Raw genomic sequence first — 15,572 nt, 5'->3', positions numbered from 1 at the left:
CGCGGAAAGGAGCGCAACCCGTGCACCCCACGTGGGTCGGTTCAGCGCGGCTGGGTGCTGCCCTTCCAGGCGTCGAGGAACTGGCGGCGCTTCAGCGCATCCAGGTAGACCAGCAGGCCCGGGCCCAGCAGGATCGGGCGATAGCTGCGGCCCGGGGCGCGGCCGCGTTGGGTGGGGACGATCGACATCAGCCGCGCTTCGCGGGACAGCACCTGCTGGCCGCGGGGGGATAGCAGGTAGTCGAGGAAGCGGCGGGCTTCTGCTGCGTTCTGGGCCGTGCGCGGAATGACGGCGGTGCGCAGGACTACGAGGGTGTAGTCCTCCGGTTCAACGATGCCCAGCGGGGCGCCTGCATCGATACGGGCCTGCGCGTAGGAGCCGAGTACGTTGTAGACCAGCGAGAGCTGGCCGCTGCTGACGCGGTCCAGCAATACGCCGGTGCGCTCTTCGAGCTGTACCTGGTTGTCGCCCAGTGCACCGAGCAGCGCGCCGGCCATGCTGCCGCGCTGGCCGTCCTGGGTGGCGAGCAGGTAGCCGACGCTGCTGCGTTCCACATCGTAGGTGCCCACCTTGCCGGCCAGCGGGGCGTCCGGGGCGCGCAGCAGTTCGAGCAGCTGGCGGCGGGTTTTCGGGACGCGGGCCGCGGGCAGGGTGCGCGTGTTGTAGACCATCGCTACCGGCTCGTAGCTGATGCCGAACGCTTCATGCCGCCACTGCGCCCATGCGGGCAGTGCGTCGGTCTGCGGCGAGCGGTGTGGCAGCGCGTGGCCGTCGTTGACCAGCTTGGCCTGCAGGTCCATGCCGCTGCTGATCAGCATGTCCGGACCGGTGGGGCTGTGGCGCTGGCGCAGGTACTGGGCGTACATGTCCTGGGTGATCACGTCTTCATAGACGATTTCGGTGCCCGGGTGCAGGCGCTGGTAATCGGTGATGACGGTGGCGAACACTTCAATATCGGTGGAGCCGTGGATGCGCAGCTCGGCCGTGGCGGTGCCCTTGGCGGGGAACTTCCGTACATCGCCAGGGGCGGCGAACGCGGGCCCCGCCACCAGCAGCAACAACAGAAACACGGTGCGCATCATGCGTGCAGCCTCGGCAGGCGGATGGTGGCCACCAGCCCGCCGCCGGGCCGGTTGCTCAGGTCGATCTGGCCGCCGTGGCCGTCCACCACGCGCTTGACGATGGCCAGGCCCAGCCCTGCCCCGCCCGGTGCGGCATCTTCGCCGCGGGCGAAGCGCTCGAAAACGCGCTCGGCATCGCCCGGCGGAATACCGGGGCCATGGTCGGCGATGGTGATCATGCTGTAGGTGTCGTCTTCGGTAAGTGCGACCTGCAACGGGCCATCGCCGCCGTACTTCAGGGCGTTGTCGATGAGATTCTTGATCGCTTCGCGCAGCAGCAGTGCATCGCCCTGCACACGCGAGGAAGCCACGCCCACGGCCAGCTGCACACGTGGAGCAGGCAATGCCTGGGGCAGCGCCTCATGCAGGGCCTGGTGCACGGTTTCCACCATGTCTACCGGAGCGAAGCGCTGCAGGTTGGACCGGTGGATCACGCTGGCGTCGCTGAGCAGCTGGTTGAGCAGGCGGCTCATGTGGGTGGCGTTGCGGTCGATGGCGGCCAGGCTGCGGCGCATGTCTTCGGGGTCGTCGTCGTCCAGCGCCAGCTGTGCCTGGGCGCGCAGGGCGGCCAGCGGGGTGCGCATCTGGTGGGCGGCCTCGGCCATGAATGCGCGCAGGGTTTCATTGCTGCTGGACAGGCGCGCCATGAAGCGGTTCAAGGCCGCCACCATCTGGTCCATCTCACGCGGCACGCGGGCGTCGAGCGGGCTCAGGTCGGACGGTTCACGTCGCGAGAGTTCGCGCTCCACCTTCACCAGCGGCCGGAACGCGCGGTGCACGCCGAAGGCCACCAGTGCCAGCGACAGCAGTGAGAGCACGCCGATGGCCAGCAACGCGCGGTTGACGATGTCCTGCGCCACCGCCTCGCGCGCGCGGCGGGTCTGGCCGACCTGCACGCGCACTTCGGCCTGCGCCGAGGGCGAGGAGACGCGCCGCGAGACCACGACGAAGCGCACCGTTTCGCCGCTGTACTGAGCATCGAACAACTGCGGTTCGTCGGAAGGCGTGCGTGGCGGCAGGGGCAGATCGGCATACCCGGTCACGGTGCGGTTCTGGCCATCGAACACGCGGTAGAACACACGATCATCCGGCGCCATGGACAGCAGGTCGAGCGCGGCATACGGCAGGTCGACCTGCCACTGCGCATCCACCAGTGCCACCGAGTCGATGATGGACAGCGCCGACGACACCAGCAGGTGATCGTAGGAGCGGTTGGCAGCGCGCTGGCCGTAATCGCGGGCGGCGAACAGCAACGCCACGGCAAACACCGCCAGCAGCACGCCCAGGTACAGGGTGAGCGTACGCCGCAGCGAGCTGGGCGCGCCGGTATCAGCCTTCGGCATCGGGCGTGCCGTCGATGGCTTCCAGCAGGTACCCGCTGCCACGCACGGTGACAATGCGCAGCGGCGCGCCGGCCAGTTTTTTCCGCAGGCGTCCCACATACAGCTCGATGGCATTCGGGCCGGCTTCGTCGTCGAAGCCGAACAGGCCATTGCCGATCTCATCCTTGCCGACCACGTGGCCCAGCCGGCCCATCAGAATTTCCAGCAGGCGGTACTCGCGGTTGGGCAGCTCGATCGGTTGACCATCCAGGCTGACCCGGTGCGAGGCATTGTCGAACTGGAACCCGCCGATCTGCACCACTTCACTGGCCTGCCCACGCGTGCGCCGCAGCAGCACGCGGCAGCGTGCTTCGAATTCGCGGAAGTCGAATGGCTTGCCCAGGTAATCATCCGCGCCCACGTCCAGCGCCTGCACGCGGTCTTCTATGCCATCACGCGCGGTGAGCATCAGCACCGGGGTGGCATCGCCGCGCTCGCGCATGCCGGCCAGCACGCGCAGGCCATCGAGCTTGGGCAGGCCGATATCCAGCACCACCAGGTCGAAGCTCTGGTAGCGCAGCACGCTGGCAGCGGCCAGGCCGTCGTTCTGCCAATCCACCGCGTGACCGCTGCGGCGCATGCGGCGCACGATGGCGTCGGCCAGGTCCGGGTTGTCTTCTACCAGCAGGATGCGCATCGGGTGCAAACAGGCGGGGGTGCGGGAATCCTAGCGCGAGCGGGGTGTTTCGTGGGTTGCGCTGCGCTGCAGCAGGCGCCGACAGGTGGATGACAGCTTCCCCGCTCTAGGCTGCGCCATCGCGTCGCACCCCGGTGCCGATGCGATCACCGACAACCTGCGGGCGGGTGGGGCCACACGCCCTGCCCTCCCACCGCCATGTACCTGGGAGGGTTCATGCACTTCGATCTCCTGCGCCGCCGCGGGCTGGCCGCCTGCGTCCTGTTGTTGCCCACCGCCCCGCTCTGGGCCGCCGAGGAGGCCGATCCGGACCGCCCGGTCACCGCCACCTTCGGCGGCCGCCTGCACCTGGATTTCGCCGACTTCGACAACGATGCGCGCGGCACCCCGAACAAGGACGATACCGAGATCCGTCGTGCCTGGCTGGACATGTCGGGCAGGTTCTTCGTGGTGGACTACAAGCTGGAAGCCGATTTCTCCGGCGACCAGGTGGAAGCCAAGGATGTCTACGTCAGCCGCGATTTCAGCGGCGGCAAGCTCAGCGTGGGCCAGTTCAAGCAGTTCTTCTCGCTGGATGACCGCACCGGCTCCAACTACGGCAGCTTCCTGGAGCGCGGCAACGCCGGCACCACGCTGGCGCCGCTGTACCGGCTGGGCGCGTCGTGGCAGGCGGCCAAGAACGACATGACCTGGGCCGCCAGCGCCTACAGTCTGGAAAGCATCGATGCGTGGCAGGTGAAGGGCCGTGCGGCCGGCGGCCGCGTCACCTGGGCACCGGGCGCCACTGCCGGCGACGTGCTGCACCTGGGGCTGTCACTGGCGCACGAGCGCTACGACACGCCCGGTGCCAACGGGGTGCCGGCGCTGCGCATCCGCCCGCGCCCGGCCGGCCACCTTTCCGACAACAGCCGGCTGACTCTGATCGACTTCTCGTCCGGGCGCGATACCGACGTCAACAAATGGTCGCTGGAATACGCGCAGGTGCGCGGCCCGCTGTCGTGGCAGGGCGAGTTCAGCGGTGCCACCTTCGATGACGGCAGCCAGCGCGGCACCGTGCTGGCCGGCTACGGGATGCTGAGCTGGTTCGTCACCGGCGAGTCGCGCGGCTACGATCGCAAGACCGGGCGCTTCGCGCGCATCAAGGACATCCGCCATAAGGCCGGTGCATTCGAGCTGGCGCTGCGCTACGACCAGATGCGCGGTGAGCAGCACCTGTTCGGCCAACCGGACCTGATCGATGCGCGCACCGACGCCTGGACCCTGGGTGGCAACTGGTACATGCGGCCGAACCTGCGCTTCATGTTGAACCTGATCGACAGCCGCAACCGCGATTACCTCGCCGCGGCCACCGTGGACCACACCCGCGCGGTCACCGGCCGCCTGCAGTTCGATTTCTAACCTCCCCTTGCAAGGAAACCCGCAGATGATGCTGAGCATCCTCGGTTTTGGCATGGTCATTACGTTCATGTACTTGATCATGAGCAAACGACTGTCGCCCCTGGTCGCGCTGATCACCATTCCCATCGTGTTCGCACTGATGGGCGGCTTCGGTGCGGATATCGACCAGATGATGCTGGATGGCATCAAGAAGATCGCGCCCACCGGCGTGATGCTGATGTTCGCCATCCTGTACTTCGGAGTGATGATCGATGCCGGTCTGTTCGACCCGCTGGTGCGCATCATCCTGCGTCTGGTCAAGGGCGACCCGATGAAGATCGTGCTGGGTACGGCCGCGCTGGCGATGCTGATCTCGCTCGATGGCGATGGCTCGACCACCTACATGATCACCGTGTCGGCGATGCTGCCGCTGTACCAGCGGCTGGGCATGAGCGCGTTGAACATGACCTGCGTGACCATCCTGGCCGGCGGCGTGATGAACCTCACCCCGTGGGGCGGGCCGACCGCGCGTGCGGCGACGGCGCTGCATGTGGACCCGGCCGACGTGTTCATTCCGCTGATCCCGGCGATGGTGCTGGCCTGCATCTCGGTGCTGCTGCTGGCCTGGTACCTGGGCCTGAAGGAACGCCGTCGGCTGGGCGTGGTGACCCTGCCCAAGGGTGGCAGCTGGATGGATGCCAGCGTGTCCGATGATGGCGCGCTGCCCACCATGGACGATGCCGAGGACACCAAGCGGCCGAAGCTGCTGTGGGTGAACCTGGGCCTGACCCTGGCGCTGATGACCGCGCTGGTGATGGGCGTGCTGCCGATGCCGGTGCTGTTCATGGTCGGCTTTGCCATCGCGCTGGTGATCAACTACCCGAACCTGGCCGAGCAGCGCCGCCGCGTGGTCAACCACGCCGGCAACGTGCTCTCGGTGGTATCGCTGATCTTCGCGGCGGGCATCTTCACCGGCATCCTCAACAACACCGGCATGGTGGAGGCGATGTCGCACAGCTTCCTGGCCATCATTCCCGACGCCTGGGGCCCGTACCTGGCGGTGATCACCGCGCTGGCCTCGATGCCGTTTACCTTCTTCATGTCCAACGACGCGTTCTACTTCGGCGTGCTGCCGATCCTGTCCGAGGCCGCCGGCAACTACGGCATCACCCCGGTGGAAATGGCGCGCGCCTCGCTGGCCGGCCAGCCGGTGCACCTGCTCAGCCCGCTGGTGCCGTCGACCTACCTGCTGGTGGGCCTGGCCAAGGTGGAATTCGCCGACCACCAGAAGTTCACCCTGAAGTGGGCGGTGATGGTGTCGCTGGTGCTGATGGCCGGCAGCCTGCTGTTCGCGCTGTATCCCCTCGCCGCTTGATCCTGGAGATTCCGAGATGACCCTTCGTATCGCATACGTCACCAGCGGCATGGGCAGCGTGGGCACTGCCATCTGCCAGAAACTGGCCCGCACCGGGCACACGGTCGTGGCCGGCTGTGCGCCCAATTCCCCGCGCAAGGCCGGCTGGCTGCGCGAACAGCGCGAGCTGGGCTTTGATTTCATCGCCTCGGAAGGCAATGCGGCCGACTGGCAATCCACCGTGGCGGCCTTCACCAAGGTCAAGGCTGAAGTCGGCGAGATCGACGTTCTGGTCAACAACGCCGGCGGCAGCCGCGATGTGCTGTTCCGGCAGATGACCCAGGACGACTGGAACGCGGTGATGGGCTCGAACCTGCATGCGCTGTTCAACATCACCAAGCAGGTGATCGATGGCATGGCCGGACGCGGCTGGGGCCGGATCATCAACATCGGCTCGGTCAGCGCGCACAAGGGCCAGATCGGGCAGGTCAACTTCGCCACGGCCAAGGCGGCGATGCACGGTTTCAGCCGGGCATTGGCCAACGAAGTGGCCACGCGCGGAGTGACGGTGAACACCATTTCGCCGGGCTATATCGCCAGCCAATCGATCAGCAGCTTCCCGCCGGATGTACTGGACCGGCTGGCAGGTTCGGTACCGATCCGCCGCCTGGGCAAGCCCGAAGAGGTGGCCAGCCTGTGTGCGTGGCTGGCGTCGGATGATGCCGCATACGTGACCGGCGCCGATTACGCGGTGAACGGCGGGTTGCATATGTTCTGATGGCGTACCGGGATGACGGGCAATGTGCCGACCAACGGTCGGCACCTACCGTGCGTCCCGGATCGGTGTCGCCCCGGGGATGTCACCCGGGGATGTCGCCCCGGACGGTAGCGCCCGACCGTTGGTCGGGCGGCGACCCACCGTCAGAACTCCGCGCTTACCGTCATGAACAGCTGCCTCGGCGCGCTTGCGTGGATCGCGTAGCGCGTTCCGCTCGGGTCGGTCGGGGCGAATGAACTCAGCTGGCCCGCGTAGCGCTTGTTGGTCAGGTTGGTGGCGTTGAGCGACACCTTGACGTCGCGCAGGCCCAGGCCCGGCCCGAACGAATACCCCATACCCGCATCGAACGTGGTCACGCCCGGAACGGACTGGTCATTGGTGTAGGTGTAGTACCGCTTGCCGGTGTACTTGGCGCGCAGGCTGGCAAAGAAGCCATCCCGGTTCCAGCTGATCTCGCTGGAGGCCATCCGCTGCGGCGTATCCACGGTGATCTTGCCCGCCACCGGCACCACCGCGCCGCCCGAGGTGTAGTCGTCCTCGTAGGTACTCTTGTTCCACGACACCGCGTTGTACCACTGCAGCCCATCCACCGGCTTGAGGATGAAGGTCAGCTCCGCGCCCTGGCTCTTCACCGAGCCGACGTTGATGAAACGGGTGATGCACTCCGGCCGGGTGCCCACTTCGATGCTGGTGCAGGGATTGAGCGACAGCAGGCGGTTGTCGAACATCACGTGGTAGGCCGCGATCGAGGCCTGGTACGTCTCGCCGAAGGTACGGAAGCCGGTTTCGAACGAACGCGACTTCTCCGGCTCCAGGTCATCCACGCTGGCCGCGAACGATTCCGGCGATACCTGCAGCGGGCCACCGCTGCCACCGCCGACGAACGCGGCGATGTTCTCCGAGTAGGAGGCGAACAGCTCGTTGTTCGGGTTGAGCTTGAAGCCGATACCCGCCTGCGGCAGCACCGATTCCTTGGCGGTCAGCGTGCCAGACGCATAACTGGCCTCGGTACCCGGCCTGGACACGGCGGTCATGCGGGTATTGGGGCTCTTGATGCCCACATCCACGGTCAGCCGATCGTCCAGGAAGCGCATCCGGTCCTGCACATGGAACTGGCGGGTGCGGATGTCGTAGTCCTGGTCGAACAGGCGGCGGTTCGGGTAATTCAGGTAACCGTCGTCCAGGAACGGCCCGGTGATGTAGTAGAAGTTGCGCTCCACGTTGTGGTCATTGCGCTCGTACCACAGCCCTGCTTCAAGCTCGTGCAGGCCCAGCTGCCAGCTCAGCGCAGCCGTGATGCCCTGGCGGTTGATGGTGTAGTTGGTGCTGCGGATGGAGATCGGCAGCGCCTGGGGGGTGCCTGGATTGGACGCCTGCCCCGGTGCCCACCAGTGGCCCTGGCCACGGTTCTCGTGGTGGTAGGCGAGCAGCTTCAGGCGGGCGCTGTCGCCCAATGCCAGATCCGCATCCAGCGAATACAGGTTGTCATCGCGCAGCGCGCGGCTCTGGTAGTACGCGTCGTCGATGCTGTTGACACCCCCGCTGAACGCACAGCGCTGCGCGTTGTAGGTGGCCGGCGCGCAGTAGGCGGCAGCCAGGGCGCGATCCCAGTCCGGCGCGTAGATGTTCCAGTCCCAGCCCAGGCCACGCGCGAGCATGCTCTTGGACAGGTACGCGTAGTTGGCCTGGCTCACCCTCGAGGTGGCGGCGAACGCGCCGAAGCGGTGGTCACCCACGTTCCACACCGCCTTGGCGTTGAACTGCCGGGTGGTCTGGTTCTGGTTCGGTTCCGCCCACATGTCCGCGTCCTGGTGCACGCCGGAAACATAGGCCGAGAAGCCATTGAGGTCGCCGGTATCCACGCGCAGGAAGCCACGGCGCTGGTTGTCGTCGCCCACGGTGACGCTGGCACGGCCGCCGAATTCGGTGGACGGGTCCTGCGAGAAGTACTGGATGGTGCCGCCAAGGTTGCTGGTGGACGCCACGCCCAGCGAGCCGATGCCCTGCGACAGCTCGGCACCAGCCAGGTTTTCGGCGATCAGCGCACGCGCGATACTCAGCCCGTTGTAGTTGCCGTAGCTGTTGTCGCCCAGCGGAATGCCATCGAGCGTGTAGCCCAGGCGACTCTTGTCGAAACCGCGCAGGCTGATGGTCTGCGATTCCTCGTTGGCGCCGAAGGCATCGTTGGACTGCACCGACACACCCGGCAGGCGGTCAAGGATCTTCTGCGCGCTGGTGCCCGGTGGCAGCACCTGCTTGTCCACGGCGGTGATGCGCTGCACCTGGCGGGTTTCGCCCTGGCCGATCACCGACACGGCGTCCAGGGTGCGGGCGCTGGGCGCGCCGCTGGCATCGAGGGGGGTGTCCACGTCGGCGGCATGTGCACTGGCAGCGCACAGCGCGATCGCCACGGCGATCGTCAGAGGTCGGTTGAGCATGGGGGTCCGTTGGGTGATGGAGGTGCCTGCGTGGTGCAGGTGCGCGGCCATCATGGGGACGCAACATGAAAGGAATTTTACGCTTGGGCGAGCGCGCATCGAAAGTGCGACGCGGCGCATGGATTGCGTGCGGTCAACGGCGTGCCCACCGACGGTGGGCAGGTACTGCCACCTACTCTGCTGCCAATTGGTCCATGCGGATGCGGTTGGCGAACAGCGAGAACGCCAGCATGCCGGCCAGCCCGTTGGCGCGGCTGACCCAGTGTGGCAACCAGCGCGGTGGGCGCAGGATGCCTTCTTCGAACAGCGGCGCAAAATCCACCGCGTCGGTCAGTGACATCTTGCCCGCGAACAGCCAACGGCAGTTCTGCAGCCGGTCTTCGGCCAGCATGTGGCGGAAGAAGGTGTGCACCGACACCAGCCCGCGCAGATACACGGTGTCCTTGGTGAAGGCCGCGCCGCCGGTGGCAGGCACGCCGCGGAACACGCGCTGGGCCGAGGCGAAACTCTCTTCGTTGTTCTGTCCGGCATCGCAGAAGTAGCGGAACACCTGGATGAAATCGGCGCCTTCGCGCGCCATCGCGATGGCTTCAGTGCGCAGGCTGATGCGTTTGAGCCGCTCGATGTCGATGCTGCCGGTGATCTGTTCGGCGAACGTGGCCAGCCCTTCCTGGGTAGCGGTCACTCGGGGCGAGGACAACGCCAGGCTGGGCAGGTGCGGCTGCTCCCGGCCGTTGAGCGCGGTGAGCGAGTGCACCAGTGCTTCGTGGTGGAACAGCTGCGCGCGGTCGTAGGCGCTGAAGCGCGCACTGGTGCGCAGGCGGATGCGGGTCGGGCCGGCGGCCGCCTTGGAGATCAATTCCGGGTCCAGCTGTACGCTGATGATGCGTGATTCAAAGAATGTATCCAGGTCGCTCTGCAGCTGCAGCTGCAAGGCCGTGGCCGATACCGGCACCTGCTCTTCGGGTGCGAGCAGCTCGTGGTCCAGTTCCTGGGCGATCTGGATGAAGTGGCGGGCCGCGTCGCGGGTGCTGGGCCCATTGCCAGGCAGCGGCTGTTCGGGCGACCCGAACAATTCCACCGAATACCCGTCCACCGCAGCGGTGCCCAGCGATTCAAGCAGGCCGGCCGCCTGGTCCCAGCTGTGCGCGGAGCGGCGGATGTACAGGCCGATCGGGTGGTCCACGTCGCACTGTGCGCTGATCGCGGCCAGTTCGCGGCGGGTGTCGGCAAAATCGAGTTTCGGGTACTCCAGCACCGGCAGCACCGGCTGGCCGCGCGCCACGCTGGCCAGGAACGGGGCCTGCAGGGCGGCCGGCCAGCTGGTCAGGCCCAGCAGCCGCAGCCCCCCCACGGCCTGCACCAGCCGGGCATCGAGCTCGGTGTGGTGGGCCACGTCCCGGTCCACGGTCATCGGCGGGCGGTGAGGAGCGATGCTCATGACGCGGACATTAGCAGGCCCGAACCGCGCTGTCGGCCCCTCCCCTGGTAGGGCCAGCGCGCTTTGGTCAGCGCTTCCTCCCCGGCGGGCGCCACTGCGCGCCCTTGCTCACATGCTTGCGCTCCAGCGCCTGCTGGGCCTGGCGCACGGCCAGCTTGGCCGCCGCGGCGGCCACTTCGTCCTTCAGCTTGAAGTAGTTGAGCAGCCGTTCTTCGTCCAGCTCACCGGCGTCGATCGCCGCGCGCACCGCACATCCCGGCTCACGCTGGTGCGCGCAGTCGCGGAAGCGGCACTGGGCAGCCAGCGCTTCCACGTCGGCAAAGCCCACTTCGCCCAACGCTTCTTCACCGGTCGGCTTGAGCTCACGCATGCCAGGGGTGTCGATCAGGCACGCGCCCGACGGCATCGGAATCAGCGCGCGATGGGTGGTGGTGTGGCGGCCCTTGGAATCATTGCCCCGCACTTCGGCGGTCTTCATCAGCTCGTAGCCAAGCAGCGTGTTGGTGAGGGTCGACTTGCCGGCGCCGGAGGAGCCGACCAGGACCACGGTCTGCCCGGCGCCGAGCCACGGCAGCAGCGCGCGGGCACTGGCCGGGTCGCGGCCGTTGATGGCCAGCAGCGGGATGTCCTGCGCGGCCAGTTCTTCGAGCACCGCCAGGGCGTCTTCGCTGTACTCGGTCTGGTCGACCTTGGTGAGCACCACCACCGGCTGCGCGCCGCCACCGCCCACCAGCATCAGGTAACGCTCGATCCGGCGCGGGTTGAAGTCCGAATCCAGCCCGCAGACGATGAACACGGTATCAATGTTGGCCGCGATCACCTGCTGGTGGTAATGCTCGCCGGCCGCACCGCGCTTGATCGCGGTGCGCCGGGGCAGCAGCGCTACGATCAGGATGCCGTCCAGCAGCACCCAGTCGCCGACCGCCGCGCGTTCGTGGCTGGGGAAGCGCGGGCGCTGCCATTCGGCCGGGGATTCGGTCTTGATCGCCGCGCCCGGGGCATCGGCCACCACGTAGCCGGTGCGGTGCTGTTCGACCACCCGGCCCGGGCGGGCCTGTGGGTACTGCTCGAACAGGGCCTGCCAGCTGGGCGGCTCGGGGGCGCCTGCCCAGGGCCAGCCCATGGTCTGCAGGGCGCGGTAGTCGATCGGTTCGCTCATGTGCCCATTCTAGAGGCATCGGCGGCAACTGCCCGCCAATGCTGGGAATTTGCCCGGGAGCCCTTGCCCTGCAACGCAGCATTTCCGCTAGTATGCGATTTCCATGCCCGAACCACGGCCCAGTCATGTCCACGCCCCCGCTGAAGCCGCTTGCCACCCGCGAGCGCCTGTCCGAAGTCCGCTACGAGATCCGGGGCGAACTGGCGCGGCGAGCGCGTGAGCTGGAGGCGCAGGGCCGCAAGCTGATCAAGCTGAACATCGGCAACCCGGGCAACTTTGGATTCCGCGCGCCGGAACACCTGCAGCGTGCCATTGCCGACGACATGGGTCGCACCGATCCGTACACCCACCAGCAGGGCCTGCCCGAGGCACGCGAGGCCATCGCCGCCGCGTATGCCCGCCGTGGCGCGCCCGATGCACACCCGGACCGGGTATTCATCGGCAATGGTGTCAGCGAGCTGATCGACCTCTCGCTGCGCGCCCTGCTCAACCCCGGCGACGAAGTGCTGGTGCCCTCGCCCGACTATCCGCTGTGGTCGGCGGCAACCATCCTCAACGACGGCCGCCCGGTGTACTACCGCTGTGCGCCCGAGAACGGCTTCCAGCCGGACCCGGTGGAGATCGAGACGCTGGTGTCCTCGCGCACCCGCGCCATCGTACTGATCAACCCGAACAACCCCAGCGGCGCCAGCTATCCGCGCGAGCTGCTGGAGCGTATCGTGGCCATCGCGGCCAAGCACAATCTGCTGCTGATGGTCGATGAGATCTACGACCAGATCCTGTACGACGACGCGCGGTTCCAGCCCGTGGCCCCGCTGGCCGGCGAGCATCCGTGCATCACCTTCAGCGGCCTGAGCAAGGTGCACCGCGCGTGCGGCTGGCGCGTGGGCTGGGCCATGCTGTCTGGTGCGGCGGAACGGCTGGGTGAGTTCCGCGCCGCGATGGACCTTCTCAGCGCGCTGCGCCTGTGCGCCAACGTGCCGGGCCAGTACGCCATTGATGCGGCGGTCAACGGCCCGGACACGGTGTCGGCGCTGTGCGCCCCCGGTGGCCGCCTGTATGAAACCCGGCGCGCGGTGATCGAGGCCTGCGACGCCAGCGAGCATCTGTCGCTGGTGGCTCCGGCCGGCGCGCTTTATGCGTTCCCGGCGGTGGTGGGCGCAGCCGCGCGCAGCTTCGACGACCACGATTTCGCGCTGGAACTGATGAACGAGGAAGGCGTGCTGGTAGTGCCGGGTTCGAGCTTCAACGTGCCCTACCGCCACCACTTCCGGGTGACGCTGCTGCCGGAGGCCGAGGTGATGCGCGATGTGTTCGCACGCATCGACCGGGCGCTGGCCCGCCGCGCCGACGCCAATACCAAGGTGGTACCGCTCAAGCCGCGCAGCGCGGTGGCCTGAGGTGGCGCTGTCCTACCTGGCCCTGGGCGATTCCTACACCATCGGTGAAGGCGTGGCCGCGGGCGGGCGCTGGCCGGTGCAGCTGGCCACGGCGCTGCAGGAGGCCGGCCACGTGGTGGCCGAACCGCAGATCATCGCCACCACCGGCTGGACCACCGACGAACTGGATGCGGGCATCGATGCCGCCTCGCCAACGGGCCCGTTCGGACTGGTGAGCCTGCTGATCGGGGTCAATGACCAGTACCGCGGCCGCAGCGTGGAGGAGTACCGCCCGCGCTTTGCTGCCCTGCTGCAGCGCGCGCTCGGCTTTGCCGGGCGGCAGCGACGGCGGGTGTTTGTGCTGTCCATTCCGGACTGGGGCGTGACCCCGTATGCGCGCGAGAACAAGCGCGATCCGGCGCAGATCGCACACGAGCTGGATGCCTACAACGCGGCCGCACAGGCGATCTGTGCCGAGCACGCGGTGGCGTTCGTGGACATCACCGCGATCAGCCGCGAACGCGGTGCGGAACCTGACATGCTGGTCGACGATGGGTTGCATCCGTCGGCAGCGATGTATACCGAATGGACGCGCCGGGCCTTCCCGCTCGTTCGCGCCCACCTGGATGACGAGGCAGCACGCTGAGCACGGACGCGTTACCACTGGCCAGGGAACAGGCCCACCGCATCGCCGATGCCTTCATGCCGGCGCAGCGCTTCGGCAACCGCCGCGATTACTACTACAGCCGCGGCAAACTCGGCAGCGACCCGCTGTATCCGGGCGTGCTCGGTGCGCTCGCGCCGTGTTCGCTGCCCCTGCTGGATATTGGCTGCGGGCTGGGATTGCTGGCCCACGTGCTGCGGCAGAACCAGCGCACGCAGCCCTACCATGGCGTGGATATCGATGCAGACAAGATTGCCCGCGCGCAGCGTGCGGGTGCGCGCGCGGCGCTGCGCGATGCGCGTTTTGAGTGCGTGGATGCCAGCGCTGCCCTGCCCGATCACCACGGAAGCGTGGCGTTGCTGGACGTGCTGCAATACCTGCCGGCCGACGCGCAGCCGGTGCTGCTGCGCGACGCGGCGGCACGGGTCGCACCCGGCGGGCGGCTGGTGATCCGCACCACGCTGGCCGACAACAGCGGGCGCGACCGTACCACGCGGATCACCGACATGCTGGCGCACCTGGTCGGCTGGATGGGCACGCGGCCCCGGCACTACCCGGATGCGGCGAGCGTGCGCGCACCGCTGGAGGCCGCCGGGCTGCAGTTGGCAATGACGCCGCTGTACGGCAATACACCGTTCAACAACTGGCTGGTGACGGCCGTACGCAGGCAGCCGGCATGACGACTTCCCGCCGCCGCCATTCTGCGCTGGGCATCGCCGCGCTGGCGGTGAGCCTGGTGGCGCTGGTGCTGTTCGCGGTGACCGCGCATGTGGCGCACCTGCCCCGCTACGCGGGCATGCATGAGGTGCCGGTGGCGGTGCTGGTGATGCTGTTCGTGGCGCTGGGCGTCACGGTGGTGGGCCTGCTGCTGGGCATCGGCAGCGCGCTGCAGCACCAGCGACGCCGGGTGACCGGCGTGCTGGCGCTGGGGCTGTCGATCACGTTGTTGTGGGCGCAGGCGTCGCTGGGGAGCTGGATCCACCGGCAATGGGTGGATGCGCATCCGACAGCGGGCGCAGAGGCAACGCCGCACTGAGACCACGCGCCTGGATGGCCTGCAATACCGCTTCGATGATGGCGAGGTTGTGGCCGTGGGCGGCGCCTTCGTGCAGCAGCACGATCGCGCCCGGACGAAGCTGGGCGACGATGCGGTCGACCACGGCCTGCGGCTGGCAGTCGACGCCGTCGAAACCGCGTGCACTCCAGCCCACCCGGGTCAGGCCCCAGCGCTTCAGTGCCGGGGCCACGAACGGGTTGGTCATGCCCACCACCGAGCGGTACCAGCGCGGCGGGGTGCCGGCGATGGCGGTCAGCGCCTGCTGGCAGCGGGCGATTTCGTCGGCCATGGCCGCCGGGCCGAGCCGCCAGAAACGGGTCTGCGGGTGGCGGTGGCTGTGGTTGCCGAGATCGTGGCCCCGGGCCAGCACCTGGCGCACCCGCTCCGGCTGGGCGGCAGCGCGCTCGCCGACCATGAAGAAGGTGGCTTTGGCCTGGTAGCGGTCCAGCAGGTCCAGCACGGCCGGGGTCTCTTCGGAGGGGCCGTCATCAATCGTCAGCCAGACCTGTTCAGCCGGGGCCGGCAGGTGGCTCAGCACCGGGGCGTAGAAGCGGCTGTTGGGCAGGAACACCGGCACCAGGAACAGGGCGTGCGAGGCGACCATCAACGGCAGCCCGATGGCCCAGCCCCAGGCCCACCAGGCCAGCACCACGGCCAGCTGGGACAGCAGCAGCCAGGGCAGCCAGCGCCACGGGCGGCGGGGAATGCGATGCAACGTTTCCGGTACGGTCATGCCCCATGATGCCATGCCGCGTAGAATGTACGGTTCGAAACTCCGGACCCGA

14 protein-coding genes are annotated in these 15,572 nt (G+C 67.8%); 7 read left to right on the top strand and 7 right to left on the bottom strand.

Annotated elements, in window-relative coordinates; genetic code table 11:
- Window positions 1-41: 41 nt before the first annotated feature.
- The 3 genes from ACTJI4_RS03035 to ACTJI4_RS03025 are packed head-to-tail and all read right to left on the bottom strand — an operon-like array spanning window position 42 to window position 3,140.
- Window positions 42-1,082 carry an ABC transporter substrate-binding protein gene (locus ACTJI4_RS03035; RefSeq protein WP_440868472.1) on the bottom strand — a complete coding sequence of 347 codons (1,041 nt, stop codon included), beginning with the start codon at window positions 1,080-1,082 and terminating at the stop codon, window positions 42-44.
- A complete protein-coding gene (locus ACTJI4_RS03030; protein WP_440868471.1) occupies window positions 1,079-2,464 on the bottom strand; it encodes a sensor histidine kinase N-terminal domain-containing protein in 1,386 nt (461 codons plus the stop codon). The genes ACTJI4_RS03035 and ACTJI4_RS03030 overlap by 4 nt, the downstream gene beginning before the upstream one ends.
- Entirely contained in the window at window positions 2,451-3,140 is a 690-nt protein-coding gene (locus tag ACTJI4_RS03025; protein WP_392918091.1) for a response regulator, read from the bottom strand. The genes ACTJI4_RS03030 and ACTJI4_RS03025 overlap by 14 nt, the downstream gene beginning before the upstream one ends.
- Before the next feature lie 216 nt (window positions 3,141-3,356).
- Between ACTJI4_RS03025 and ACTJI4_RS03020 the strand changes: the two genes are divergently transcribed.
- From ACTJI4_RS03020 to phbB, 3 genes are read left to right on the top strand one after another with little or no spacing between them, the layout of a single operon-like run.
- Complete coding sequence (locus ACTJI4_RS03020) at window positions 3,357-4,538, top strand: OprO/OprP family phosphate-selective porin (RefSeq protein ID WP_440868470.1); 1,182 nt, start codon at window positions 3,357-3,359, stop codon at window positions 4,536-4,538.
- A gap of 28 nt (window positions 4,539-4,566) precedes the next feature.
- The gene (locus tag ACTJI4_RS03015) at window positions 4,567-5,892 is read left to right on the top strand and encodes a CitMHS family transporter (protein WP_392918884.1); all 1,326 of its coding nucleotides are present in this window, start codon (window positions 4,567-4,569) and stop codon (window positions 5,890-5,892) included.
- Between the two features lie 16 nt (window positions 5,893-5,908).
- Window positions 5,909-6,649, top strand: a complete 741-nt coding sequence (gene phbB / locus ACTJI4_RS03010) for an acetoacetyl-CoA reductase (protein WP_068853963.1) — start codon at window positions 5,909-5,911, stop codon at window positions 6,647-6,649.
- A 143-nt stretch (window positions 6,650-6,792) separates the two neighbouring features.
- On the opposite strand, the gene ACTJI4_RS03005 is transcribed toward phbB, so the two are convergent.
- From ACTJI4_RS03005 to rsgA, 3 genes are all read right to left on the bottom strand, one after another.
- Window positions 6,793-9,087, bottom strand: a complete 2,295-nt coding sequence (locus ACTJI4_RS03005) for a TonB-dependent receptor (protein ID WP_440868469.1) — start codon at window positions 9,085-9,087, stop codon at window positions 6,793-6,795.
- Window positions 9,088-9,259: 172 nt separating this feature from the next.
- Entirely contained in the window at window positions 9,260-10,528 is a 1,269-nt protein-coding gene (locus tag ACTJI4_RS03000) for a flavohemoglobin expression-modulating QEGLA motif protein (protein ID WP_440868468.1), read from the bottom strand.
- A 67-nt stretch (window positions 10,529-10,595) separates the two neighbouring features.
- On the bottom strand, window positions 10,596-11,687 hold the full coding sequence (rsgA, locus tag ACTJI4_RS02995) for a ribosome small subunit-dependent GTPase A (protein ID WP_440868467.1): 1,092 nt from the start codon (window positions 11,685-11,687) through the stop codon (window positions 10,596-10,598).
- Between the two features lie 125 nt (window positions 11,688-11,812).
- Between rsgA and ACTJI4_RS02990 the strand changes: the two genes are divergently transcribed.
- Genes ACTJI4_RS02990 through ACTJI4_RS02975 form a run of 4 tightly spaced genes read left to right on the top strand, consistent with a single transcriptional unit; the run spans window position 11,813 to window position 14,766 of the window.
- Entirely contained in the window at window positions 11,813-13,087 is a 1,275-nt protein-coding gene (locus ACTJI4_RS02990) for a pyridoxal phosphate-dependent aminotransferase (protein ID WP_440868466.1), read from the top strand.
- Between the two features lies 1 nt (window position 13,088).
- Window positions 13,089-13,712: an SGNH/GDSL hydrolase family protein gene (locus ACTJI4_RS02985; RefSeq protein WP_392918108.1), complete on the top strand. Its 624-nt coding sequence runs from the start codon at window positions 13,089-13,091 to the stop codon at window positions 13,710-13,712.
- A 56-nt stretch (window positions 13,713-13,768) separates the two neighbouring features.
- The gene (locus ACTJI4_RS02980; RefSeq protein WP_440868465.1) at window positions 13,769-14,410 is read left to right on the top strand and encodes a methyltransferase domain-containing protein; all 642 of its coding nucleotides are present in this window, start codon (window positions 13,769-13,771) and stop codon (window positions 14,408-14,410) included.
- On the top strand, window positions 14,407-14,766 hold the full coding sequence (locus tag ACTJI4_RS02975; RefSeq protein ID WP_440868464.1) for a hypothetical protein: 360 nt from the start codon (window positions 14,407-14,409) through the stop codon (window positions 14,764-14,766). Before ACTJI4_RS02980 ends, ACTJI4_RS02975 begins: the two co-directional genes overlap by 4 nt.
- Here the strand turns inward: ACTJI4_RS02975 and ACTJI4_RS02970 are convergent.
- Window positions 14,669-15,520 carry a polysaccharide deacetylase family protein gene (locus ACTJI4_RS02970; protein WP_392918117.1) on the bottom strand — a complete coding sequence of 284 codons (852 nt, stop codon included), beginning with the start codon at window positions 15,518-15,520 and terminating at the stop codon, window positions 14,669-14,671. The two genes, ACTJI4_RS02975 and ACTJI4_RS02970, sit on opposite strands and share 98 nt — an antisense overlap.
- Window positions 15,521-15,572: the final 52 nt, after the last annotated feature.

Origin of the sequence: Stenotrophomonas sp. 22385 (assembly GCF_052045085.1) — a bacterium.
Taxonomy (GTDB): Bacteria; Pseudomonadota; Gammaproteobacteria; order Xanthomonadales; family Xanthomonadaceae; genus Stenotrophomonas.
Note: the sequence above shows the minus strand (reverse complement) of the source record. Positions and strands in the feature narration are given on the sequence as shown.